The 24,519-nt window shown below is 47.3% G+C and carries 19 protein-coding genes and 1 pseudogene; 9 read left to right on the top strand and 11 right to left on the bottom strand.

All coding sequences use genetic code 11. The annotated features are described in order from the left end of the window. Positions 1–29 precede the first annotated feature (29 nt). The 4 genes from KIK04_RS18170 to hemE all read right to left on the bottom strand — a co-directional run bounded on the left by KIK04_RS18170 (position 30) and on the right by hemE (position 5,099). Complete coding sequence (locus KIK04_RS18170; RefSeq protein WP_232275007.1) at positions 30–1,340, bottom strand: molybdopterin molybdotransferase MoeA; 1,311 nt, start codon at positions 1,338–1,340, stop codon at positions 30–32. A 189-nt stretch (positions 1,341–1,529) separates the two neighbouring features. Beyond that, positions 1,530–2,951 carry a protoporphyrinogen oxidase gene (gene hemG, locus KIK04_RS18165; RefSeq protein WP_232275006.1) on the bottom strand — a complete coding sequence of 474 codons (1,422 nt, stop codon included), beginning with the start codon at positions 2,949–2,951 and terminating at the stop codon, positions 1,530–1,532. Positions 2,952–3,037: 86 nt separating this feature from the next. Next, positions 3,038–3,988, bottom strand: coding sequence for a ferrochelatase (hemH, locus tag KIK04_RS18160; protein ID WP_232275005.1), 951 nt, complete (start codon positions 3,986–3,988; stop codon positions 3,038–3,040). 64 nt (positions 3,989–4,052) lie between these two features. Then, entirely contained in the window at positions 4,053–5,099 is a 1,047-nt protein-coding gene (gene hemE / locus KIK04_RS18155; protein WP_232278803.1) for a uroporphyrinogen decarboxylase, read from the bottom strand. A gap of 313 nt (positions 5,100–5,412) precedes the next feature. Here hemE and KIK04_RS18150 point away from each other — a divergent pair, with 313 nt between their 5' ends. From KIK04_RS18150 to KIK04_RS18120, 7 genes and pseudogenes are all read left to right on the top strand, one after another. Further along, positions 5,413–7,284, top strand: coding sequence for a spore germination protein (locus KIK04_RS18150; protein ID WP_232275004.1), 1,872 nt, complete (start codon positions 5,413–5,415; stop codon positions 7,282–7,284). After that, positions 7,284–8,462, top strand: coding sequence for a GerAB/ArcD/ProY family transporter (locus KIK04_RS18145; RefSeq protein ID WP_232275003.1), 1,179 nt, complete (start codon positions 7,284–7,286; stop codon positions 8,460–8,462). Before KIK04_RS18150 ends, KIK04_RS18145 begins: the two co-directional genes overlap by 1 nt. Position 8,463: 1 nt before the next feature. Next, entirely contained in the window at positions 8,464–9,534 is a 1,071-nt protein-coding gene (locus KIK04_RS18140; RefSeq protein WP_232275002.1) for a Ger(x)C family spore germination protein, read from the top strand. Positions 9,535–9,645: 111 nt separating this feature from the next. Beyond that, complete coding sequence (locus tag KIK04_RS18135) at positions 9,646–10,857, top strand: MFS transporter (protein WP_232275001.1); 1,212 nt, start codon at positions 9,646–9,648, stop codon at positions 10,855–10,857. Between the two features lie 345 nt (positions 10,858–11,202). Further along, on the top strand, positions 11,203–12,300 hold the full coding sequence (locus KIK04_RS18130; protein WP_232275000.1) for a lytic polysaccharide monooxygenase: 1,098 nt from the start codon (positions 11,203–11,205) through the stop codon (positions 12,298–12,300). Between the two features lie 347 nt (positions 12,301–12,647). After that, the gene (locus KIK04_RS18125; RefSeq protein ID WP_232274999.1) at positions 12,648–13,445 is read left to right on the top strand and encodes a lytic polysaccharide monooxygenase; all 798 of its coding nucleotides are present in this window, start codon (positions 12,648–12,650) and stop codon (positions 13,443–13,445) included. A 402-nt stretch (positions 13,446–13,847) separates the two neighbouring features. Continuing rightward, positions 13,848–14,483 (top strand): annotated as a pseudogene (locus KIK04_RS18120) (lytic polysaccharide monooxygenase); the annotation flags it as partial. A 288-nt stretch (positions 14,484–14,771) separates the two neighbouring features. Here KIK04_RS18120 and KIK04_RS18115 read toward each other — a convergent pair. The 3 genes from KIK04_RS18115 to KIK04_RS18105 form a co-directional block, all read right to left on the bottom strand. After that, positions 14,772–16,118 carry a sodium-dependent transporter gene (locus KIK04_RS18115; RefSeq protein WP_232274997.1) on the bottom strand — a complete coding sequence of 449 codons (1,347 nt, stop codon included), beginning with the start codon at positions 16,116–16,118 and terminating at the stop codon, positions 14,772–14,774. A 133-nt stretch (positions 16,119–16,251) separates the two neighbouring features. Further along, positions 16,252–17,595: a sodium-dependent transporter gene (locus KIK04_RS18110; protein ID WP_232274996.1), complete on the bottom strand. Its 1,344-nt coding sequence runs from the start codon at positions 17,593–17,595 to the stop codon at positions 16,252–16,254. 124 nt (positions 17,596–17,719) lie between these two features. Further along, positions 17,720–18,358, bottom strand: coding sequence for an O-methyltransferase (locus tag KIK04_RS18105; protein ID WP_232274995.1), 639 nt, complete (start codon positions 18,356–18,358; stop codon positions 17,720–17,722). 103 nt (positions 18,359–18,461) lie between these two features. Here KIK04_RS18105 and KIK04_RS18100 point away from each other — a divergent pair, with 103 nt between their 5' ends. Beyond that, on the top strand, positions 18,462–19,622 hold the full coding sequence (locus tag KIK04_RS18100; protein ID WP_232274994.1) for a THUMP domain-containing class I SAM-dependent RNA methyltransferase: 1,161 nt from the start codon (positions 18,462–18,464) through the stop codon (positions 19,620–19,622). A gap of 29 nt (positions 19,623–19,651) precedes the next feature. Next, positions 19,652–21,622: an LTA synthase family protein gene (locus tag KIK04_RS18095; RefSeq protein WP_232274993.1), complete on the top strand. Its 1,971-nt coding sequence runs from the start codon at positions 19,652–19,654 to the stop codon at positions 21,620–21,622. A gap of 64 nt (positions 21,623–21,686) precedes the next feature. Here KIK04_RS18095 and KIK04_RS18090 read toward each other — a convergent pair whose 3' ends face one another. The 4 genes from KIK04_RS18090 to KIK04_RS18075 form a co-directional block, all read right to left on the bottom strand. Continuing rightward, a complete protein-coding gene (locus tag KIK04_RS18090) occupies positions 21,687–23,210 on the bottom strand; it encodes a glycine betaine uptake BCCT transporter (protein WP_232274992.1) in 1,524 nt (507 codons plus the stop codon). A 210-nt stretch (positions 23,211–23,420) separates the two neighbouring features. Next, positions 23,421–23,705, bottom strand: coding sequence for a hypothetical protein (locus KIK04_RS18085; protein WP_232274991.1), 285 nt, complete (start codon positions 23,703–23,705; stop codon positions 23,421–23,423). Between the two features lie 90 nt (positions 23,706–23,795). Next, positions 23,796–24,017, bottom strand: a complete 222-nt coding sequence (locus KIK04_RS18080; RefSeq protein ID WP_232274990.1) for a YuzB family protein — start codon at positions 24,015–24,017, stop codon at positions 23,796–23,798. A gap of 103 nt (positions 24,018–24,120) precedes the next feature. Then, positions 24,121–24,387 carry a hypothetical protein gene (locus tag KIK04_RS18075; RefSeq protein WP_232274989.1) on the bottom strand — a complete coding sequence of 89 codons (267 nt, stop codon included), beginning with the start codon at positions 24,385–24,387 and terminating at the stop codon, positions 24,121–24,123. Positions 24,388–24,519 lie beyond the last annotated feature (132 nt).

Here is a 24,519-nt window from a genome sequence, read left to right as displayed (position 1 = left end):
AGCAGACTAGCACTAGAGGCGGGGATGGATTACGGTCGCAAACGTAGCGGGATAATGTCTACGACAGCTTCCGCATCCAAATGATGAACAGCCGCTGGAATAACGATGAGGCAGTTCGCATCGCGAATCGTAATCGTTACACTCGACACATCGAGGCCAACAGGCCGTACGAGCAGTTGCCCCTGTTCATCTGTCCACATCGTTCCTCGGACGAGCCGCTCAAATGTATCCACTTTTGCAAAAGGTTGTGCAAGTTTAGCCCGATACCTTACGGGCAGCGCTTGCTCCGCCCCGACTCCTTGCATCATTAATAAGGCTGGACGCACGAACAGCTCGAACCCAACAAAGCAAGCGCTTGGATTGCCGGACAGCGCAAATAGCGGCTTATTGTTCAATAAGCCAACTGTCGTCGGGCTACCTGGTCGCATCGCAAGCTTGTTAAACAACAATTCGCCATCCCAATGATTCGTAATGTCGTACAGTACATCATAATCACCTACAGATACTCCACCTGTCGTTACGACGGCGTCGTAGGAAGCTAACGCCTGTTCGACCACGTCACGCGCCGTATCGAAGTGATCAGGTACATGGTGCAGCAAATGAGGAACAGCCCCTGCTTCTTCTATTTGCGCAGCAAGCAAATACGCATTGCTGTTGCGGATTTTACCTGGTGCAAGCGGCTCATCCACGCCTAGCAGCTCGTGACCGGTAGATAACACCGCGACTTGCGGACGCTTATGTACCGCGACTTGCGCACAGCCAAACATGGCGAGCAATCCCATTTGCCCCGAGCCAATCCGCTCGCCACTCGCTACCAATCGTTCACCTGCGGCGATTTCCATGCCGATAGGCAGTACATTTTCGCCCGACTTCACCGAACCAGATATTTCGATCCATACTTCGCCGTGTTGTTCTTCTGCTGAAGTCCATTCATATTTGACAACGGCATCTGCACCTGCGGGCACTTGCGCTCCTGTCATAATGCGAATCGCTTCGCCTGCTTGTAATACATGTGGAGAGACAGAGCCGCATGGAACTTCGTCTATCATTTTCAATTGAATAGGTTGTGAGGCAGATGCGCCTGTAGTGTCTATTGCCCGAACTGCGTAGCCATCCATAACGGAGCGACGAAAATGTGGTACGGGCACATCCGCATTTACCGGAGCGGCTAAATAGCGACCATAGGCTTGTTCCAATGGTACACGTTCACTCGCAACAGATGTGATACGTTGTATGACCAAGGACTGTGCTGCTGCTACATGATAAATCGTGCGATTAAACTTTGGAGTTGACGATAAATGTTCCTTTGCAGATTGGAATTCATCATTACGCTTATGCATTAGGTTCTCCCCCTGAAAAAATAAAAGATGCGCAGCCCAGCTGCTCCATTTACAAAGAAGCTGCCCTTTCCCCGTTTAAGTGGTGTAGGACAGCTTCTCAGTTTGATTATAATTGCGTTGCTTAGCGAAAATGTTTACGATGAAAATAGATGGCAGCGTTACGGCGTAAAGCGTTATGGTATTACGGCACTACAACGCCGCCGCAGCCTCACCAGCTGCACGCCCGCCGCGAATACAGTCTGGCATCCCAACACCCTCATAAGGCTGACCTGCCACAAAAACACCTGGCAAGTCGCGTTTCAGCGCCTCACGCAGTCGCGTAATTTCCTGTACGTGACCGACCGGATATTGCGGCATCGACTGGCGCAACCGTGTAATTTCCATAAATTTAGGCTCTGCATCAATGTCCATTAACTCTTTCAGCTCTTTAATGACGGTGCGTTTCAAAGCCTCATCTGGCCACTCTACCCGCTCCTCGTCGCCTGCGCGTCCGATGTAGCAGCGAATGACGAGTGTGTCCTCTGGGCACGTATGCAGCCACTTGATCGAAGTCCACGTACAAGCTGTAATTGCACGCCCTTCACGGCGTGAAATAACAAACCCAGTCCCATCAAGCTTCGCCTTGATGTCCGAGCGTTTGAAGGCCGTAATCACGTTCGCAACCGAGACGTGTTCAATAGCCTCCAATGCGCTTACATCAATATGATCACGCAGCAACGGAGCTGCGAAGTTGGAAGGCGTCGTTACGATGATGCGCGACGCCTGTAGCACAGCGCCATCACTCAACTGCACTTCATACCGTTGACCGTCGTCGCACTTCGCGATACGAAGCGCTTCAACGCCTGTCTTAAACTGTACGTTGTCGCGCAACACTTGCTCCATTCGTTCGACCAACGAGCCCAAGCCGCGTCGAAACGTCAAAAATGTCGTCTTCTTCGCGACGTCCGGCAAGCCTGGTACAGATTGTCCGGCTGTTCGACTAGCTATCATGCCGCGAATAATGCTGCCGTGCTTGCGCTCGACCTCGCCAAATTGCGGGAACGTCGCCTGCAAGCTCAGCTTGCGCATATCCCCTGCATAAATGCCAGCGAGCAGCGGTTCGGCTACATACTCCGTCACTTCCTTGCCAAGTCGTCGATCAAGGAAGCCTCCCAACGATTCGTCTTCATTCGACATCCGTGGCTTACGAATCAAGTCTGTAAGCGCACGTAGCTTACCAAATATCGAAATTAACCCTGTCTTTGCAAATGGCCCCATTTCGGTCGGTATGCCTAACACCAAGCCTGGGGGCATACGGTGCAACTTGCCGCGTTTTAAGATATACGTCTTTTTCGCGTTCGGATTTGTGGCTACAAGCTCGGATTCCAACCCAACATCACGCGCCAGTTCGATCATCGGTAGCTTGCGTGCCAAAAAGGAGTCCGGCCCCTTTTCAATCACGCATCCATCCCGATACATCGTCTCTATTTTTCCACCTAATTTAGGTGCTTTTTCTACGACCGTAATATTGATTGATAAGCCGTTCTCCTGTGCCTGTTTCCACGCATAAAATGCCGCAGACAGCCCTGTTATTCCACCGCCAATAATGACGATATCCCGCGAACAATCCATGATAAGTCCCTTCCTTTACTCCTGCGCCCATTATGTTTGCAACTCTATTGAATGTCTGTCTTATTTCATTGTAGTTATGAATTGCTTTACAACTTTGATGCATCCCCAACAACAGCATCCGCCAACACGTTCATAAACTTCGAATCATCGTTTAACATTCGTGTCCGCTTATAGTTCACATTCAAACTTTGTGCTTGTTGTGTAGTTTCAATGTCAAGGTCATACATCACTTCCAAATGATCCGATACGAAGCCAATCGGTGCAGACAACATATGACGCACGCCTTGCTGCGCCAAGCCTGCCAACGTTTCCGAAATGTCAGGGCCCAGCCATGGCGTTGCCGTCTGACCCGCACTCTGCCACGTAAATTGCCATTGACCGTCAGACAAGCCCAACTGCGTCGCAATCGCTGCTGATGTAGCATGCAGCTCGTCTGGATACGGATCATTCATTTCCAAAATGCGTGTTGGCAAACTGTGCGCACTAAATAAAACCTTTACTTCGGCTTGCGCTGCACCGTCTTGCTCAAACGCTGTCAATTGCTCACTAACCCGCTCCGTCCAAGCTTCGACTAAGGTCGGATGCAAGTGATACGACTTCACACTTTGCATACGGATGCCTTGCTTGTCTGCTTCTTCCTGCGCACGCTTGTTATAGCTGCCTACACTCATCACCGAGTAGTGTGGAGCCAATACGATGCTGACCGCTTCGGTAATTCCGTCGCGAGCCATCGCCACTACGCCGTCCTCAATGTACGGCTGGACGTGCTTTAATCCTTGATAGCACACGTAGCGCACATCACTGCCTGCCGTGCGCTCATTAAGCGCAGCTTGCAAACCTTCTACTTGGCGATCTGTATGCTCACGCAGCGGAAATACGCCGCCCACGATCGCCTCATAGCGATCGCGCAGCTCTTGCAGCTGCTCTGGAGCAGGCGGGCTGCCTCTGCGGATATGGGTATAATACGGTTCAATTTCATCCATGCTACGCGGGGTGCCGTAGGACATAACGAGCACACCTATCGTGCGTTGTGCCATCGAGGAAGCCTCCTTGATCCATTACGATCTCATCTATTGTAAAGTCTCGTTTGATTTAAAAAGATTAGCGCTTTGCAAGCGCCTCTCTCGAATACGTGTGCACATATTCAGTTAACTGCTTCAATTTATCCAGCGACGCTTCTGGGAACAAGCCGTGACCCAAGTTGAAAATATAACCTGGCTCCTGAACGCCCTGATCGATAATGTGAGCAGCTTCCCGTTGAATAATATCCATTGGGCCTGTCAGTATAAATGGGTCCAAGTTGCCTTGCACCGCAAATTTCTCACCTAGGCGACGGCGACCTTCAGCAATCGATACACGCCAATCAAGTCCGATCACGTCAGCCTTAACGTTATGCAACAATGGCAACAGCTCGCCAGAGCTCACGCCAGGGAAATAAATTTTAGGTACGTCCAAATCAGCCACACTTGCAAAAATACGTTCAATCGTAGGCAGAACGTAAAGTTGGAAGTCGCGTGGTGACAGCGATCCGACCCAACTGTCAAACATTTGGAACGCTTTGCTGCCATGCTTAACTTGGGCGCGCAAGTATTCGATAACCATATCACCCAGCTTGTCCATAAGTGCAAACCAAATTTCAGGCGTCTCATACATCATCGTTTTCGTACGAATGTATGTTTTGGAAGGACGACCTTCAATTAGGTAGCTTGCGATCGTGAATGGCGCACCGACAAATGTAATCAATGGCACTTTCAATTCACGATCTAAAATGCGGATCGTTTCGAGCACGTGGCCCAAATCGCCTTCCGCGTCAAATGGTTTCAAGCGCTCTACATCAGCCACGCTGCGAATCGGATTATGAATAACGGGTCCAACATTAGCCACAATATCAAAATCGATTCCGATAGACGCTACCGGATTCATAATATCAGAATAAAGAATAGCCGCATCCACGCCCAATTTGTGGACAGGCATTAGTGTGACTTCAGCAGCTAGCTCTGGTTGTTGGCAAATTTCGAGCAAGCTGTATTTCTCTTTAATTTTACGATAGTCAGGATCATAGCGACCTGCTTGTCGCATATACCATACCGGCAGTTGATCAACAGTTTCCTTTTTACAAGCACGAATAAATCTATCATTATAAGTCATCACGTAATACCTCTCTTCAACGGTATTGTGCAAAATGTTACAACCTAACGGTTCCATTATGCCCCTTTTCCCGTGCCATCACAACCAGACCATCTTCACAAGCTTTGACAATCTGTTGACAATGTTACGGAAAACGCTTACATTTACTCACCAAATCTTAATGATACGTTAAACCGACTAAATTGTAACTAGCTTCCTTAAAAAAACATCTTTCTGAACAAGATTCGTTAGAGATGGTTATCTCTTTTTTGTTATAAAAATGGATCGTTTGCACAACCTATCCAAAGAAGCAGACAAGGAAGGAGAACATGCCATGGATGTAGTTCAACAAATTCGACAACTATTTGTACACTGTGACGATTTTAAAATTGAAGCTTATAACGGCGGCGACATCATGTTCTTCTACTTTGACTGTTTGCTTGATAAAGTGCAATTCCATGAAGTGATTACTTCATTTTTTGCCAATGCGCCTTATGAAGAAGGAGTGCAGCGTTTACTTACGACGTGGAAAGAAATACAGGGAACGACCGACCAGCAAGCGTTAAAAACGTGGTCAGACGCGGTGCTTAATGGTGAAATTGGCGCTGTTCACGCTGGAAAGCTGTACACGACTGCGGCAGGCATCGGCGCCAACCGCAGCGTAGACTACTCGCAACGTGAAAGCATTATTACGGGCCCGCACGATTCGTTCATCGAACAGTGGACAGCGAACATTGCCTTGCTGCGCCGACGTTTGCGGACTACAGACTTAAAAGTTCAAAATTACAACATCGGCAAGCATATACCATGCAATACGTACCTCCTCTATTTAGACAGCGCGGTTGATAAAGAGGCATTGCAGGAAGCTGATAAGCGACTAAGCGCGCTATTTATTGAAAAGCAACTAGATGGCAACGCGCTGACTAAATATTTGGAGGATCAGCCTTACTCCATATTTCCGCAATGGTACAGTACCGAGCTTCCTGACACCGTTGCGCATCATTTGCTGCTAGGTAAAGTCGCACTCATTACCGAGAACAGCCCTACAGCGCTCGTCGCTCCCGCCAAATTTTCTGAATTTCTGTCATCGTCAGGAGACGAATATGACCGTTGGCATTTCGGTGTGTTTATTCGAGTATTGCGTGTGCTTGCGTTTTCGCTAACGCTTCTGTTTAGCGCTTTTTATGTGGCTGTTACGACTTTCCATTATCAATTCATTCCGGTTACGTTGTTGCAGACGATCGTAAAATCACGCTATCGCGTGCCGTTTGATCCGATTTTTGAAGCGTTGTTAATGGAGTCTATTATTGAGCTGCTTCGTGAGGCTGGCATTCGCCTGCCTGCCAAGATCGGCTCGACGATCGGTATTTTCGGAGGGCTAGTTATCGGGCAAGCGATCGTTGCCGCCGGATTAGCCGGAAACGTACTTATCGTAACCGTTGCGACAGCTGCGCTCGCCTCTTTTATCGTGCCGAACTATACGATGGAGACGTCTTTGCGGATGCTCCGGTTTGTCAATATTATTTTAGCTGGTCTATTTGGATATTTTGGCATCATGCTGTTCACAATCGTGCTCATTGTGCATTTGTGTCAGCTCCGTACGTTATCTAAAGAATATATTGTGCTGGACCATATCGGGCCGTACCTGATGTTGAATAAGAAGAACAGGCCAAAGCGCGGTTACAAAGCAGCACAACAGAACAGCGTGCAAGCAGGTTCGCAGAGCGGCACGCTGGGCGGCACGCTGGGCGGCACGCTGGGCGGCACGCTGGGCGGCACGCAGAGCGGCACGCAGAGCGGCGCGCAGGGCGGCACGCAGGGCGGCACGCAGGGCGGCACGCAGAGCGGCACGCAGGGCGGCACGCAGAGCGGCACGCAGGGCGGCACGCAGGGCGGCACGCAGGGCAGCGCCCAAGGCAACGCACAAGGCAACGCACAAGGCAACGCACAAGGCAGCGCCCAAGGTAGCGCGCAAAGCAACGCGCAAGACAGCGCGCAAGGCAGCGCACAAGGCAGCGCACAAGGCAGCACGCAGGGCGGCACGCAGGGCGGCACGCAGGGCGGTTCGCAGGGCGGTTCGCAAGGCAGCGCGCAAAGCAACGCGCAAAGCCGCTCACTAGCCAATTCACAATCCGGTTCGCAAGCGGGATCAATAGCCAGCTCACATTCCAGTTCACAAACGGGCAGCACGGGAGGTGCAAACTAGTGTCACCTAAAATGAAGGCATTTGCCGTCGGAACATTACTCTTTATGACACAGCGCGGCGTTATGATGTTTCAGTTGCCCACGATCGTGTCCCTTGAGTATGGCACGAACGGATGGATCATTATTATTTTTCTGTTTGCCCTCGTGCTGCTTCACCTCTGGGGCATCCATTATGGAATCAAAAAACATGATTACAAATCCGTCTTGCAGCTCATTTCGGAAAGACTTCCCAAGCCAATCGCGTTTATGCTGCATACCGTGGCGATGCTCATTTTCGTTGCAGCTACCTTTACGTTTATTCATACATACGTTTCAACGCTGCAATATACAAACGATATTTCCGTGCCGATCAACTCGATGGCCGTTATTTTGCTTGGCGTTTGTGTATATACAGCATGGCAAGGCTCGTACACGATCGCTAAAGTTTCGATTGTTTTTTTTCTGCTGTCCTTCTGGACCATTGGCTTAGAAGTGCTGCAATTTAGCGATTTTAGCACAGCACGCCTGACACCGTTTTTTTTTCATAATGCCAATCCTACCGTGCAAGGCTTTTTTCAAGTATTTAGCGCCTTTTTCGGGTTCGAAATCTTAATGATCTTAGCACCACATTTGGATAAAAAGACGGCTTGGTTTCGAAGTACCCTTATTTTCAACTGCATCTTAGGCGCCTACTATTTAATGTACTGTTTGCTCGTGCAAGGATTACTGCCCATCAATCAGTCGAGCTTCGTTCGTCTAGCTGTACTTCGACTATACGGGAGTACACAGATTACGATTCTCTCCTATATTACGGATTTGCTATTTATTTTCCTGATGTTTTCCACAGCCATCAATACGTCCATTTTCATTTGGTGCGCAGCCCAAATGTTAAAGCAGATGCAGAAAGTCGAGCGAAAGGCGGCTAATTACACATTAATCGGCCTATTGTCGACAGCTTTGATTTTGGCGCCAGTTTCAATGACTATAAAGGATAGCGTCAAATCAATGGTCGTTATAGCAGACTGGGTACTAATGGCGACATGGATATTGCTGTATATGTTTTTACCGAAGCAAGCAAAAAACAAGCAATCTACAACCAAACAAGCGGAATTACCCATAACAACGGTAGCTTGTGGACTTACTCCAGAGCAGCAAAATGTGCAGACGTATCGAAATAAGGAACATCCAGAGGTGATATAACATGGCGAGCCGTCATTGGATTGCCATCGTATTTGTATTGCTTGCCGGACTTACAGTTGGCTGTCAGAACAAGACGATTGTTAACGAGGCTGGCTTTATTCAAACGATTACGATTGATAAAAGCGACGATCACATGTTTGAATTCGGCATCAGCTTTCCGCAAACGAAGGAAACAGGTAAGACGAGCTTCGCTTATATTACGATTAAGGCAACCGACTTCCCAGGTGCCTATCGGAAACTCATTTTAAAAACAAGGTACAAGCTCGTACTGGGACAGCTCCGCAATGTCATTGTCGGTAAAAGCGTAGCTCAAGATGATGTAATCGATGTGCTGCGTAACTTAATTTATGATCCAGAGCTGCCGCTGTCAGCCAACTTGTTTATTTATGACGGCAAGGCAAGCGACTTGCTGCGCAACCATTTGGATGAGCTCAACTACACGTTGTATCGTCTCCTGCTCAAATTAAATCAAAATAAAGGCATCTCGATGTCGACGATTTTCAATTTTGTACGCGATTATTTGGATGATGGCGCTGAACCGCTTGCTTCGCATCTAAGATCGACGAAAGAAGATGTGTATGTGCAAGGTATTGCCTTGTTTCAAGGTGGAAAATGGACGTATACACTGCCTGAAAAAGATGTTGCCTATATGCTCATGATGAGAAATGATCGCATGAATACGTATGTGTATATGCCTCCAAAAACGTTCGGAGCCCCCTTTTCGCTCGTGATCGATAATGCCAAAGCGAAACGTTGGATTAAAGTGAAGCAGGTCTCCCCTGAAATTGAAATCGATATTTATGTCAGCTTAAGCGGCAGCGTTATCACACCGCTGAATGAGCTAATCAAGGCCGAGAGCCGGCCTGCAGCCTATATCGAACAAAAAGTAGAGGAAGAGATGAATAAGGTGATGCAAGAGCTACAGAAACAACGAACTGACGCCGTTAATTTAGGGATGTATGTGCGCAATAAGATGGGATACCCCGCGTATAGTCAAGCAAAATGGCGCGAACAATTTGCTCACGCACGTATTCGTTGTCACGTACAATTCCAAATGGACAACCAACTTTAATCGAATAATTTTAGAAATCAAGCAAAATGGGTTATCCAAACTGTGGTATAATAATGGCAGTTGCTGACACACCGGACGGAACGTGGCCCGAGAAAAGTGGTGAATAAGAATATGCAGCGATGGAAACTAAATCTCGTCATTTTATGGTTCGGGTCATTTCTCGTCATGGGCGGTATGACTATGGTCGTACCGTTCCTGGCACTTTACTTACAGCAAGATATCGGCTTAACGGATCAGCATGAAATTGGGGTATGGGCGGGACTTATTTTTGCAGCCAACTTTTTCACATCCTTTTTGTTTCAACCGATTTGGGGGAAATTTGCGGATAAGTATGGACGTAAAGTCATGCTTCTTCGTTCAGGCTTTGGGATGGCGATTGTAACAGCTCTGATGGGATTTGCGCAGACACCGCTTCACCTCTTGTTGCTGCGCATGTTGAACGGAACGATATCAGGGTTCAATCCAGCAGCGATCTCCCTCATTTCTGCCACCACCCCTAAAGAACGCATGGGGTTTGCGATGGGCGTCTTTCAATCGGGTGGCGTAGCGGGAACGATTCTCGGCCCTCTTATTGGAGGAATATTAGCGGATATGGTCGGCTTTCGCTCTATATTTTTTATTACTGGCGCTTGTATTGGTATCGCTTCATTGATCACCATGTTTCTCGTGCGCGAGAAATTTGATCGAGAGGAAGCGGCTCATCAACCACAAGTATCCGTATTAGAAGGCTTTAAACAATTAAGCCGTATTCCACAATTAATGGCGTTGCTAGCCGTTACTTTCTTGCTACAATTCGCCATGTTAAGCCCGATGTCTTTGCTGCCGATTTACGTACAAGAATTGCACGGCTCTACAGAGAATCTCGCCCTAATGGCAGGCTTAGTTAGCGCAGTTACCGGTATCTCCAATATGGTGTGCTCACCGCTGCTGGGCAGGTTGAGCGACCGAATTGGAGCCCAGCGCGTACTATTGTTCTCGCTTGCCGGTGCGGCGATAGCGCTTATACCACAAGCGTTCGTCCAGAACGTCTGGCAGTTGCTTGCAGTACGCTTTTTACTCGGCATGTTTATGGGTGGACTGCTGCCAAGTGTCAACTCGCTCATTCGTCAGTACACGCCAGATGGTATGGAAAGTCGAGCGTACAGCTTTAACACGAGCACGCTAGCCCTTGGCAATATGGTAGGACCTATAGTCGGCGGAGCCGTGTCAGGCTTCATTGGCATTGAGGGCATATTTATTATGTCAGGGGTGTTTTTGTTCGTGAACGTCGTCTGGGTCTGGTTCTCATTGAACAGCAAGTCGCGTTCGACAATCCGTCCTTAGTGTCCGTACAACTTCATAATGAACGTGGGTCACGTCGAACAATGGATGGGGTTGTCCTAAAGTCATGAGCATGAACATGCTTGACTGGGACAACCTCTTTTTTATGGATTTCATAAAATTCAGGGAAAAGCAATTGAATTCCACTAGCCATTCATGCCACGTAGCGCCATGTAAAAAGTAAATGTGTACACGGCTACATCGCGATAAATACATAATATATCTAACCAATATTGGTTCAATATATGACTTTAGACAATTTTTAAACACAAGACCTAAATCTTCGTAGTACAATTCATATTGAAAGCGGATTCACATTTCCAACCCAAATTTAAGGAGGTAGGTAAAATGGAACATCATCGCTTCAGTCATCACATGTTTGTTAAAGCTTCAACACGATTCGCAGCTTTCGGGATTATGCTGTTAGGCATTCTCGGAATGACGACGTTCGCTGAGAACGCTTCGGCTCACGGGTACATCGAATCACCAGCAAGTCGCGCATACAACTGTAAAATACTCGTTAACAAAAATTGTGGCCTGATCCAGTATGAGCCGCAAAGCGTTGAATTCCAAAAAGGCTTTCCACTCGCTGGCCCACCAGATGGAAAAATTGCTAGTGGTAATCACCACCTCTTCCCAGAGCTTGACCAACAATCCCCTACTAGATGGCAACAGATGAATATTAAAACGGGTAAGAATACATTTAATTGGTTTTTAAAACAGCCACATGCAACAACAGACTGGAAATATTACATCACAAAGCAAGGATGGAACTCCAGTGCACCACTGGCTCGTTCATCTTTTGACCTCAATCCGTTCTGCTCTGTATATGATGGCGGCAAGACGCCTGGCGTAAACGTCTCTCACAGCTGTGACGTTCCGGCTGATCGCAGCGGCTATCACGTGATTCTGGGTGTCTGGACCGTCCATGATACAGAAATGGCGTTCTATCAAGTCATTGATGTGAATATTCAAGGCGGCAACGTGCCGAAGCCGCAACCGACACCTGAATTGGTGAATGGCGCAGTCTATCAGTTTGTTAACACGAATAGCGGCAAAGCACTTGATGTATTTAATGGAGGCACTGCGGATGGCACGAATGTACAAATTTCGAGCGTAAATGGCTCCGCAGCGCAGCAATGGCAAGTGTGGCTTCATTCAGATGGCAGCTACAAACTGATTAATACGGGTAGTGGAAAAGCGCTGGATGTCTATGCGGCAGGTACCGCTGACGGGTCAAACGTACAAATATACAGTGACAATGGAACGAGTGCACAAAAATGGTCCTTTAGCAAACATAGCGATGGAAGTTATAAACTCATTAATACAGGGAGCGGTAAAGCACTAGATGTATATGCCGCAGGCACTGCTGATGGATCAAACGTGCAAATCTATACGGATAACGGAACTCCGGCACAAAAGTGGACCTTCACACGTGTGCGTTAATATGATGTTTCAATAAGAAACCATAGCGTTAATTTCGTAATAAGAGGTTGTCCATAAGTCATCATTATGACTTGGACAGCCTCTATTTTTTAATCGTAAATGCGATGTGATTATATCGAGATCGAAACAAAAAACAGCTGATACCTCATTGCTAGTCATATCGGCTATTCGTTAGTTTAGAACATGATTTAGTTAATCGATATGACGAAGTAAACCTACTTTTTACACCAAATATTTAAGCCCTTTAATTTAGACAATTTTTAAGTACACAATCTGTACAATTATAGTACAATCTTCCGTGAAAGCGGATTCAATTTTTCCAGCCCAAATTTAAGGAGGTAGGTAAAATGAGACATCATCGCTTTACACATCCGTTGTGGTCAAACAACGCAACACGATTGGCAGCTTTCGGCATCACGCTTCTAGGTATTTTGGGGATGACAGGGTTCGCTGAGAACGCCTCTGCTCACGGGTACATCGAATCACCAGCAAGCCGCTCGTACAACTGTAATTTGCAAGTGAATAAAAATTGCGGCAATGTGCAGTGGGACCCGTATAGCGTTGAAGGAACCAAAGGCTTCCCACAAGGCGGTCCAGCTGATGGGCAGATTTCCAGCGGAGGTATTCCACAATTCAGTGAGTTGAATCAACAATCCTCGAATCGTTGGCATAAGTTAAATATTCAACCGGGTCAACATACATTCAAATGGCATTTAACAACGCAGCACAGAACGACTAAATGGCACTATTACATCACCAAGCAGGGGTGGGATTCAAGTGCACCGCTTACCCGCTCCGCTCTCGATTTGAAGCCGTTCTGCTCTGTTAATGATGGGGGGAAGATACCTCCTAAATCCGTGTCCCACAGTTGCAACGTTCCATCCGATCGCAGCGGCCATCATTTGATTTTGGGTGTATGGGATGTCCACGACACTCTGGGGGCATTCTATCAAGTTATTGATGTGAACATCGGAGGGAGTAGCGAAGCGCAGCCAGGCCAATTGGCTCCTGATACTCTTCATCGGTCTATTAAAGCGAACTTGGACAAGGCAGTGGCAGTAGCTACAAGTTCTACAAGTTCTACAGCTTTAGTAGACCATTCTAGTGAGCTTACATGCTCGCATCACCAAACTGGGGGGAAATAGTTCACATTCTCGCACATTTAAGAGACTTGATAGCTTAATCTCTAAACTAGCAGGTGCCGTCCTCAGGTTGAAGGTTGAAGTGCACCCCAGTTGTTAGGCAGAACTAACAATTGGAGGTGCATTCCACATCCGTTCGGAGTTACCGTTTATCCAATCCTTAAGTTGCAGATAACAATTGTGTAGTACGAAGCATGTTAGATTGTATTTCAATTAAATAGACACTTTCAATTGCTAACGACGAACGAAAATCTTCGACATTTTCAGGACAATATCCTTCACCTGTTTAATATTTAAGCCCTTTAATTTAGACAATTTTTAAGTACACGACCTGTAAAGTTATAGTACAATCTTCCTTGAAAGCGGATTCAATTTTTCCAACCCAAATTTAAGGAGGTAGGTAAAATGAGACATCATCGCTTCACACACCCGTTGTGGTCAAAAAATGCAACACGATTGGCAGCTTTCGGCATCACGCTCTTGGGCGTTCTTGGGATGACAGGCTTCGCCGAGAATGCTTCTGCTCACGGGTACATCGATTCGCCAGCAAGTCGCGCGTACAATTGTAAACTGCAAGTGAACAAAAATTGTGGCAATGTGCAGTGGGACCCGCACAGCATTGAAGGAGTCAAAGGCTTTCCGCAAGGCGGGCCTTCGGACGGCAAGATTTCCAGCGGCGGTCTTCCCCAATTCAATGAATTGAATCAACAATCGTCCAATCGCTGGCAGAAGTCGAGCATTTCAGGTGGGCAACAAACCTTCAAATGGACATTAACAGCGGCGCACAGAACGAGTAAATGGCACTATTACATCACCAAGCAAGGATGGAATTCGAGCGCACCGCTTACCCGCTCTGCACTTGATTTGAAGCCGTTCTGTTCTGTTAATGATGGAGGTAAGACACCTTCTAGATCCGTGTCCCACAGCTGCAACGTCCCATCTGATCGCAGCGGCTATCATTTGATTTTGGGCGTATGGGATGTTTACGACACTCAAGGTGCATTCTATCAAGTTATTGATGTGAATATAGGAGGAGGTGGCGAGGAGCTGGCTCCTGAAGCTCTTCATCAGACCATTAAAGTAAACCTCGACAAAGCAGCGGTTGCTGCTGTCACAGCTTCAGTAGAACATTCGAGCGAACATTCACATTCGCATCATTAAACTGGGGGGAAATCGTACACTATTTCGCACATTTAAGCGCATTTGAGCATCCTACAGCGCTAATCCTGTAAATAAAGGCTCAGTCAAAGAATAAGGGGCTGTCCAAAAGTCACCATGATGTCATGATGACTCGGACAGCCCTCTTTGATGTTCGTTCGTAGCCCTACATTACACAGGCAACAAGTTTAGCGCGTTTAAAAATACAATAACAATAATAACTGGGATCACATAACGCAACAGCATGATGTATAAAGTAAGACCCTTACGCCACCACGGATGCTCTGACTTCAATTCCTCTTGCAAGCGAGCCTTCGGAAAACGGAAACCGACAAACAAGGAGATAAGTAGCACACCCAACGGCATAAGCACGTTGGACACCGCATAGTCTGCCGCATCGAAGATCGACTTTCCGAACAGCTGCACATCGGACCAGACGCCAAACGACAAGGCTGACGGAATACCGACCACAAAAATAAGGCCGCCGAAAACCCAGCTCAACCGCTTCCGTTTCGTAACCTCGCCCCGCGCATACGCGGATACGAGAATTTCAAGCATGGAGAACGCTGACGTCAGTGTCGCAAATAAGAACAGCGCCAAGAACAACGCAATAAATATTCCGCCATACGGCATCTGTTCAAACAGCGCTGGCAAAGTATTAAACAGCAACCCTGGGCCTTCCTCCGGCTTCATTCCGAGTGCAAACAACGCCGGGAAAATCGCAAGCCCCGCCATCAGCGACGTAAGCACGTTCAATGCAACAACCGACACTGCTGAGCGCGTTAACGACTCTTTTTTGTTCAAATAAGAACTGTATGTGACCATAACGGACACCCCGACACTTAAACAGAAGAACGATTGCCCGAGTGCGTATAGCACCGCTTTTGACGTTAATTTTTCGAAATCCGGCATCAAAAAGTAAGCAAGCCCTTCACTCATTCCCGGCAACGTCAGCGAGCGCACCATCAGTACGAGAAACAGAATAAACAAGCCTGGCATCAAAATCCGACTTGCTCGCTCAATCCCGCCCTTAATTCCTCGTCCGACGACGATGATCGTGATCAGCATAAATGCAAATTGGGCAATCACGGCCATGTACGGATCAGAGACGGTACTACCGAATAACGCTCCATAGTCGCGTCCATCAACAAGCAGTCCTCCGGTCATTGCCCGTCCGAGGTATAGTAATATCCATCCTCCTACAACGCTGTAATACGATAGTAGCAAAAAGCATGTACCCATACCAAGGTAACCCGTCCAATGCCAACGGCTTGTTGGAGCCAGCTCACGATAAGCTGAGATCGCTTCTTTTCCCGTGCTGCGACCAATAAAAAATTCAGCCAACAGCAACGGTAAACCAATTCCTAATGTAAACAGGAGGAAGATAAGAAAGAAAGCGCCGCCCCCGCTCGTCGCGACGACGTTCGGAAATTTCCAAATCGCACCTAAACCGATGGCCGATCCGGCAGATGCTAGTATAAAGCCTAGCTTTGATGTCCATTGTTCTTGAGATGACATATTGACTTCCTCCTGCTAATGTACTGCACATGTTGCAACAATGCTAATAACCATACAAATAGCAGAACTAATAGCAATGCTTTTTACAAGTTAAGCAACGATTGTGTTCATCAAAATATTTCAATTGCGTCTGTTAAAACGGCAGCCAGTTCATTCCGTTCAAAAACACGATAAGTACGATAATCGGCAGGACGAAACGTAGCAAGAACAAATAGACGCCCAACCCTTTACGCCACCATGGTGACATCTTCGACCATTCTTCCCGCAATATAGACATCGGGAAACGATAGCCAACAAACACCGAAATCAGTAGTACACCGAGCGGTAGTAATACGTTCGAAACGGCAAAATCAGCCAAATCGAACACCGTTTTGCCCATCCATACGATATCCTTGCCGATGCCAAATGAAAGCGCAGATGGAACACCGAGCGCGAAAATGATCGAACCGATCAACCAGCACATTTTGCGACGGCGGGCCGCATCACCATGCGCAAATGCCGCAACGACAATTTCCAACAACGAGAATGCCGATGTCAATGTAGCAAATAGAAACAATGCTAAAAATACGGTTATAAAAACACTACCGTATGGCAATTGCTCAAATACGGCTGGCAGCGTAACGAACAGCAGCCCTGGTCCTTCTACTGGCTTCATCCCAAGCGCGAACAAGGCTGGGAAAATGGCAATTCCGGCCATTAGCGATGTCATCAAGTTTAAGCCAACGACGGATACGGCTGGTTTACCAAGTGGCTCCTGCTTACTTAAATAGGAGCTATACGTTACCATACACGATCCGCCTACGCTTAAGCAGAAGAACGATTGACCTAGTGCGTATAGGACTGCTTCTGACGATAATTGGCTGAAATCTGGCTTCAAGAAGTAAACCAAGCCAGCCTCCATCCCAGGAAGCGACAGCGAACGTACGATTAGCACTAAAAATAATAAAAACAAGCCCGGCATCATAATCCGGCTTGCACGCTCAATTCCTTGCTTAACGCCTTGCGCGACGACGACAATCGTCAGCAACATAAATGCAGCTTGCGACAACACAGCCGCCCATGGGTCAGCGGTTGTCTGACCAAAAAACGCACCGTAGTCACGGTTTGCTTCCAACAAAGTGCCGCTTACTCCACGCAAAAAATAAAGGACAATCCAACCGCCCACGACGCTGTAGAAAGACAGCAACAGTGAGCATGTCGCCATACCGAGGTAACCAATCCAGTGCCAACGGCTCCCTGGAGCTAAATGGCGGTAGGCCGACACCGCTTCTTTCCCTGTACTGCGTCCAATTAGAAACTCCGCTAACAACAGCGGTAAGCCGATCCCTAACGTAAATAAGGCGAAGACGAGAAAAAAGGCGCCACCACCGCTCGTAGCCACCACGTTCGGGAATTTCCAAATGGCTCCGAGACCGATGGCCGAACCAGCTGACGCCAGTATAAACCCAAGCTTGGAACTCCATTGTTCTGATTTCATTACAACTATTAATCCTCCGTCTAACCAATTTGCTGTCACACATTATAACATAACTTATGACTAGGTTGACTCGCATAATTGTTAACAGTTCTGCGTCGAATCACCAAATCTAACTAAATGTCCATCATTTGCGGACAATAGCAAGCGCTAAGCCATCGTAAGCAGGCAGCATCGTGCTTTCCAAGCGCTCATCCGTAGCTATGATTTCATTGAAGCGACGCATCGCTTGCACGGATGGGCCTTGCTTCCCTTCATCAAGGGTACGACCGCGCAGCATCAAATTGTCTGCCGCAATAATAGCTCCTGGACGTGCTAGCTTAATCGCGTACTCTAAGTAGTTTATATAATTCTCTTTATCTGCATCGATAAAGAAGAAGTCAAACCGAGCTCCCTCTGCTTCCAATTGAGCTAGTGAATCCAGTGCTTCACCGATGCGATATTCGACACGTTCACCAAAGCCCGCTTCTATTAAGCTTCCCTTTGCCAGCTCAGCATAATCAGCCTTCAATTCCAGCGACACCAGTCGTCCGTCAGCTGGTAATCCTAAGAGCAAGCAGCAGCCGCTGTAGCCGCCTAGCGCCCCTATTTCAAGTGCATGTGTCGCACCCGATAGGCGAACAAGCATCGTTAATAAACGGCCATAGCCGTCTGGAACAGAAATGTCACGCAACCCAAATTCAGCGATTCGTTCACGAATACGATTAAACACCGGATTAACTGGATATAGCTGTTCTAAATAATTTTCTACCGCTTCATTTGACATTTTTCACAACCTCCTACCTTTTATGATATGATGGATGCCATATGAGTACAAGTCAATACAGCGAGTTATACATGTAGAATGAGAACGGAGTGAATATGTAACAATGAGTCAAAGTTGGTCATTAATTGCTACAGCCCCGATGGGATTGGAGTCAATTGTCGCACGTGAGCTGCAGGAATTAGGTTTTGAAAATATAAAAACGGAGAACGGTCGCGTCCGCTTTACTGGCGGCCCGCTAGAAGTTTGTCGAGCTAACCTTTGGCTGCGTACTTCTGATCGGGTTCTTATTTGCATGGGCGAATTTCCTGCCAAGACGTTCGATGAGCTGTTCGAAGGCACGAAAGCTTTGCCGTGGCACGAATGGATTACAGAAGACGGTGAATTTCCTGTCGACGGACGCTCCCTTAAATCGCAGTTGTCAAGCGTCCCAGCTTGCCAAGGTATCGTAAAGAAAGCCATTGTTGAACAATTAAAGCAGCACTATCATACCGAATGGTTCCATGAAGATGGGCCGCGCTATCGCGTCGAGGTGTCGCTCTTAAATGATCGCGCGATGCTCACGTTAGATACAACTGGAGCTGGCTTACATAAGCGCGGCTACCGGAAACTGACAGGTGTCGCGCCAATCAAGGAAACGATGGCTGCTGCACTTGTGTTGCTTAGCCGCTGGAATCCGAGCCGCCCATTGTACGATCCGTTCTGCGGTTCAGGCACGCTGCTGATCGAGGCAGCGATGATTGGCTGGAACGTCGCGCCAGGCTTGCGTCGTACGTTTTCGTCTGAAGGATGGCCCATCATTCCCGATTCTGTGTGGGAAGATGCACGTGATGAAGCATTTGATGCGGTACAAGACGATATCGAGCTGCAATTAACCGGTTCTGATATTAGTCCGGAAGCCATCGAACTGGCTAAAGCTGCGGCTAAGAGCGCTGGCTTTGCCCGTGAAATTGACTTCCACGTGGCACCGATATCCAAGGCACGCCCCGAGGGCGAATATGGCGTCATTATTACGAACCCGCCGTACGGTGAGCGACTAAGTGACACCAAGGAAGTGGAGCAAATGGTGCGCCAACTTGGCTTTATGGCCAAAGTACTGCCAACTTGGTCCTTATTCTCGATTAGCCCGAGCAAACAATTCGAGCATTATTTCGGTCGCCCTGCGGACAGGCGCCGCAAGTTGTATAACGGAACGATTGAATGTCAGTATTATCAATACCTAGGTCCGCTGCCACCGCGTCAGCCACGTAGCGAATCTGAGCAGTAATTTTGTAGAGAGGAATTGGTTATGAATCCATGAAGCCGACAATGTACGGAACAGAGCGCCCAATGACAGCAAACCGTTTGCTGTTGCAACTGCTGCGGCGCGTAGACATTTTGTTTTTTGTCATGATCATCATGTGGAAGCTTGCTTGGTTTAACCGTACGCTCGCGATCCCGAATATGAGCACGGTACCAAGCGATCGTTTAGTCGCATTAGGTGCTATTTTAATTGTCGGCGCATGGACGCTATGGTTATCACAGCGCTGGCGCACCTTTATGCTGATGCTGCTTAATATCGTCCTGACACTGATCATTTTTTCTGATTTAGTCTATTATCGTTATTTTCAAGATTTCATAACAGTTCCTGTACTGCTTCAAGCTACTCAAGTCAGTTCACTTGGCGATAGTATCGCTTCACTGATTCATGTGACCGATATTACATTGTTTATAGATTGGCTTGTTCTTATTCCGTTGTCGATATATGTGTTTCGTACGGAACGTAGAGCAGCACGTCAGCTCCACCTAGCTGCGCCTACTGTACGCAACTCTCATTCGAGATGGAAGCGAACGATTAGCGTCGCGGCTACCCTTGCTTGCGGTGCCTTTTTAATTGCTGCACCTATACAACAAGCGACGAGTACTTGGGCGAAAGGAATACTTGTCGGTAACTGGTGGAACCCCGCTATTTATAATGTAACGGGCTTGCTCGGGTTTCACGGTTATGACATCTACCGTTATGCACAGGATAACTTGTTTGGCGGCGCTACCTTAGCCGTGGATGAAGAACAGCAAATCCGCGAATGGCTGGACAAGCATCGGCCACAGTTGCAAGGACCTCCTGCCGCTTTTGGTAAGTATAAGGACAGCAATGTCATTGTATTGCAAGCAGAAGCGTTTGAGAACTTTGTTATCGGTCAAAAAGTAAACGGCCAAGAAATTACGCCAAACTTGAACGCGCTCGCAAAGGAAAGCATGTATTTTAACCGTTTCTTCCATCAGACTGCGCAAGGAAGAACGTCCGATGCCGATTTCACGGTGCATGCCAGCCTACATCCGTTACCGACAGGCTCTGTCTTTATACGTTATCCGGATCATGCCTATGATATGCTGCCGTTGCTACTCAAACAGCAAGGCTATGCGACAGGTGCTTATCACGCCTATGATGCGAGCTTCTGGAATCGGTATATCATGTATGGCAATATGGGTTATGACCAGTTTATGAGCAAGAACGATTACAAGATGGACGAGCCACTGGGATGGTCACTTGGTGATCGCTCCTTTTTCCGACAGTCTGTGGAACGGATGGCGCAAGGAAATCAACCTTTTTACAGTTATTTAGTCGGACTTACCAGTCATCATCCATATAACTTGCCGCAGGAAGCACAAAAGCTGAATGTTGCGCCACATGATGGCACGATGTTCGGGGATTATTTGCAGTCGATTCACTATGTAGATGCCGCCGTTGGTGAGATGATCAAGGACTTGAAACAGCGTGGCCTCTGGGACAAGACGATTTTTGTCTTTTACGGAGACCATGACAATTCCATACTGGAAACCGAGCCTCTTGCCCAACTGCTGCAAAAGGACATTTCAAAGTTGGATATGATCGAGATGAAAGGCCAAGTGCCGCTGCTGATTCATTTGCCGGACGGCGCTAATGCTGGGACGTATGATCGAGTAAGCGGACAGCTCGATATTGCGCCAACACTACTTCATTGGCTAGGCATCGATACGTCAGATAAGACGATGATGGGTACGAATTTGCTCAATGATGACAATCGACTTGTCGTGCAGCGCAACGGATCGGCTACGGACGGTAAAGTGTTCTATGTACCATCAGCAGACGGGTTGTTCGAAAATGGCACATGCTACAAGTACGACACTCGTCAACCAATCGCTGTTGCTCAATGTAAGCCGCAAGCTGACGAAGCGAAACGAAGGCTGCAAGTGTCTGATTTAATCATTACAAGAAACGCGATCCAGACGATGCGTGAATCTAAATAACGAAAAACCGCAGTCAACTTCAATGTGAAGGGACTGCGGTTTTTTAACAGTTATGAACATTGCACTACGAATCATTTTCCAGCAACATATCGAGCTTTTTGCGGCGCTTCTTCTCCAACTGCCGTCGTTCACGATCTTCTTTATGTAGCGCTTTAGACAACGAGACGCACATCCCTAGCAAGATGACGGCAAATGGCAGCGCGGTTAAAATAGATGCCGTTTGCAGCGCCTCCAAGCCGCCACCTACGAGCAGCACTGTGGCAATTAGCGATTGAAATATGCCCCATGCCAGCTTCACAGCAAAGGATGGGTTCGGATTGCCATTCGTCGACATCATACCTAACACGAAAGTCGCAGAGTCGGCTGACGTAATAAAAAAGGTGACGATAAGCAGCGTAGCCAGTACGGCCAAAAAGCTGCCCCACGGCAAGTATTCAAGCGTGATGAACAAGGCTGACGTAATGTCTTGTTTAACCGCTTCAGCAATAGGTAGTCCTTTAAACATCTCAAAATACAGAGCCGTATTACCAAATACGGAAAACCAAATAAAGCTGAATCCACTAGGTACAAGCAGTGTGCCAAGCACAAATTCCTTAATCGTGCGCCCTTTGGATACACGCGCAATAAAGGAACCGACAAATGGCGCCCAAGCAATCCACCACGCCCAATAGAACAAGGTCCAATTCGCTACCCACGAGCTATCGCTAAACGGAGTCATGCGCAAGCTCATCTGGATAATATTTTGCAAATACCCGCCCAATGTCATCGTAAACGAGTCAACAATAAAGGAAGTCGGCCCGAGTAACAACGTAAATAGCAGCAGGCCTACTGCGATAATCAAGTTCGTATTGCTCAGTATACGAATTCCTTTATCTAATCCGGACACGGCTGACGTAAGGAACAACACTGTAACAACCGCGATAATAATGACTTGTACAACTACATTGTTCGGAATACCGAAAATATGCGTTAATCCGCCGTTAATTTGCATAACGCCAAGTCCAAGCGATGTCGCCACTCCAAACGCAGTCGCAATGATCGCCAATATATCGATCGTCTTGCCGATCGGTCCTTCCACTTTTTTGCCAAGTAGCGGATAAAACGTCCAGCTAATCAGTCCTTTGTACCCTTTGCGGAACGTAAAATAGGCTAGTCCTAGTGACACAAGCGTGTAAATCCCCCAAGGATGCAGTCCCCAGTGGAAAAATGAATATCGCAGCGCTTGCCGAGCCGCTTCTGATGACATCCCTTCACCACCAGGCGGTGTCATATAGTGACTCATCGGTTCTGCCACTCCCCAGAAGACAAGCCCAATCCCCATCCCTGCACTAAACAGCATGGCAAACCATGACATATTTGAATACTCCGGCTCATCGTCATCGCTTCCTAGCGTAATGTTTCCATATCTGCCGAATGCGATAACGAGACAGTACACCAAAATAACGAGTGCCGTAATTAAATAAAACCAACCAAATCTTTCCGTCGTAAACGACAATGCCGCACTAGACTGTTCAGCCAATTGATCAGGTGCAAGCAATCCCCATATGACAAAAGCTAAAATAATAATAACAGAAATTGTAAAAACCATAGACACACTCCTAAATCTTATGTATAAGCCTAAAAAAATGGGCCTATTTTATTACCCAGTATTATTCCCTTTGAATCATTGATTCATGAAAAAAAGCGTAACGACCTCCCTATGTACAGGGAATTCGTTACGCTTTGCGTGTGTATACATGCTAAACTGGTCATGTATACGGCTGGTTCGGATGGTATTCGTATAAGATGAATACGACGGTTACTTGTGCTTCCACTGCCCGCTTTGAAACAAGGAATTGAATCTGGCCTGCTCTTCGCCAAGCAGTTCATCGGCAAACTCAACTGCCTGCTGATTGTCGCACAGATGCGTTTGTTCAACTGCTCGTTCCGCATGCTCCAATGAGTGCTGTGCTTGTTCCACAGACTGCTCAGTCGGATGTGACAACGCTTGCGACACCGCGTTATGAGCGCGGTCAATTGCATTACGTGCTTGTGAAAATGAATTCTGGGTTTGAATGCTTGACTCGTATTTATATCTCGACATCTAACGAAACCTCCTTCGTTGAACAAGGTTGCCGAGGGATACCCTCACTTCGTTAGGATGTGGACATTAGCGGTCGAATATACAGGAGTGCTATTTCACAAACTGCTTTGCCTTCTCAAGGCACTCATCTTCTGTTGGTGCCGTGATATAACGACCGTTAACATAAATAAATACTCGTTTCGCGCACGGGCCACAATACGATTTGCAACCTACTTTAACGTCTGCTTCAGGGTCGAGCTTTTGCACTTTTGGTAAAAAGGTTTTCATTTTAATATGTTTGCATTTATCACAAATACGTATGTCATTCGCCATTATTTTGTCACTCCGATGTAACTGATCATCATAATCAATGTTGTTGTAAGCCATACTTATTGTAAGTGAAGGCTACAGATGAAGCAACCACAAGCTTCCATCTTTATCGATGGTTGTGGCTGTCATTTTCTTGTTCGTATTTTGCAGCACGTTTCGCAAACCAAGGCATTAGAATCATCGTAAACAGGATGTCATCAATTGGAATGAACGGCAAAAAGTCCAACGGTATTACCCAGTACAATGCAGCTAAACCGACGAAGAGTGCTTTTTCCCGTATTGGTACACGGCTGGAACCGAGTAGCCGTGGAGCGGAACGCAACAACGACCATAGATGATTCCATGAGCGCTTACGTTTCATAATTCGCGGCATGTCGAACACCTCCTCTTCACGGTATTGTATGTGATTTAACCGTGATATACAAGCGTTATTGCTACCTTTCTCCAGTATGATCGACTCCTATACCGTACCTTTACCGCACCTTTACCACTCCTATACTATGCT

Origin of the sequence: Paenibacillus sp. 481 (assembly GCF_021223605.1) — a bacterium.
GTDB lineage: Bacteria > Bacillota > Bacilli > Paenibacillales > Paenibacillaceae > Paenibacillus_B.
The sequence above is the reverse complement of the archived record's forward strand: the minus strand, read 5'-3'. Positions and strand labels throughout refer to the sequence as shown.

Coding starts and splice junctions, on each gene's coding strand:
- KIK04_RS18170 (WP_232275007.1), bottom strand. CDS start 1,340: ATGCATAAGCGTAATGATGAATTCCAATCTGCAAAGGAACATTTATCG.
- hemG (WP_232275006.1), bottom strand. CDS start 2,951: ATGGATTGTTCGCGGGATATCGTCATTATTGGCGGTGGAATAACAGGG.
- hemH (WP_232275005.1), bottom strand. CDS start 3,988: ATGGCACAACGCACGATAGGTGTGCTCGTTATGTCCTACGGCACCCCG.
- hemE (WP_232278803.1), bottom strand. CDS start 5,099: ATGACTTATAATGATAGATTTATTCGTGCTTGTAAAAAGGAAACTGTT.
- KIK04_RS18150 (WP_232275004.1), top strand. CDS start 5,413: ATGGATGTAGTTCAACAAATTCGACAACTATTTGTACACTGTGACGAT.
- KIK04_RS18140 (WP_232275002.1), top strand. CDS start 8,464: ATGGCGAGCCGTCATTGGATTGCCATCGTATTTGTATTGCTTGCCGGA.
- KIK04_RS18135 (WP_232275001.1), top strand. CDS start 9,646: ATGCAGCGATGGAAACTAAATCTCGTCATTTTATGGTTCGGGTCATTT.
- KIK04_RS18130 (WP_232275000.1), top strand. CDS start 11,203: ATGGAACATCATCGCTTCAGTCATCACATGTTTGTTAAAGCTTCAACA.
- KIK04_RS18125 (WP_232274999.1), top strand. CDS start 12,648: ATGAGACATCATCGCTTTACACATCCGTTGTGGTCAAACAACGCAACA.
- KIK04_RS18115 (WP_232274997.1), bottom strand. CDS start 16,118: ATGTCATCTCAAGAACAATGGACATCAAAGCTAGGCTTTATACTAGCA.
- KIK04_RS18110 (WP_232274996.1), bottom strand. CDS start 17,595: ATGAAATCAGAACAATGGAGTTCCAAGCTTGGGTTTATACTGGCGTCA.
- KIK04_RS18105 (WP_232274995.1), bottom strand. CDS start 18,358: ATGTCAAATGAAGCGGTAGAAAATTATTTAGAACAGCTATATCCAGTT.
- KIK04_RS18100 (WP_232274994.1), top strand. CDS start 18,462: ATGAGTCAAAGTTGGTCATTAATTGCTACAGCCCCGATGGGATTGGAG.
- KIK04_RS18095 (WP_232274993.1), top strand. CDS start 19,652: ATGAAGCCGACAATGTACGGAACAGAGCGCCCAATGACAGCAAACCGT.
- KIK04_RS18090 (WP_232274992.1), bottom strand. CDS start 23,210: ATGGTTTTTACAATTTCTGTTATTATTATTTTAGCTTTTGTCATATGG.
- KIK04_RS18085 (WP_232274991.1), bottom strand. CDS start 23,705: ATGTCGAGATATAAATACGAGTCAAGCATTCAAACCCAGAATTCATTT.
- KIK04_RS18080 (WP_232274990.1), bottom strand. CDS start 24,017: ATGGCGAATGACATACGTATTTGTGATAAATGCAAACATATTAAAATG.
- KIK04_RS18075 (WP_232274989.1), bottom strand. CDS start 24,387: ATGCCGCGAATTATGAAACGTAAGCGCTCATGGAATCATCTATGGTCG.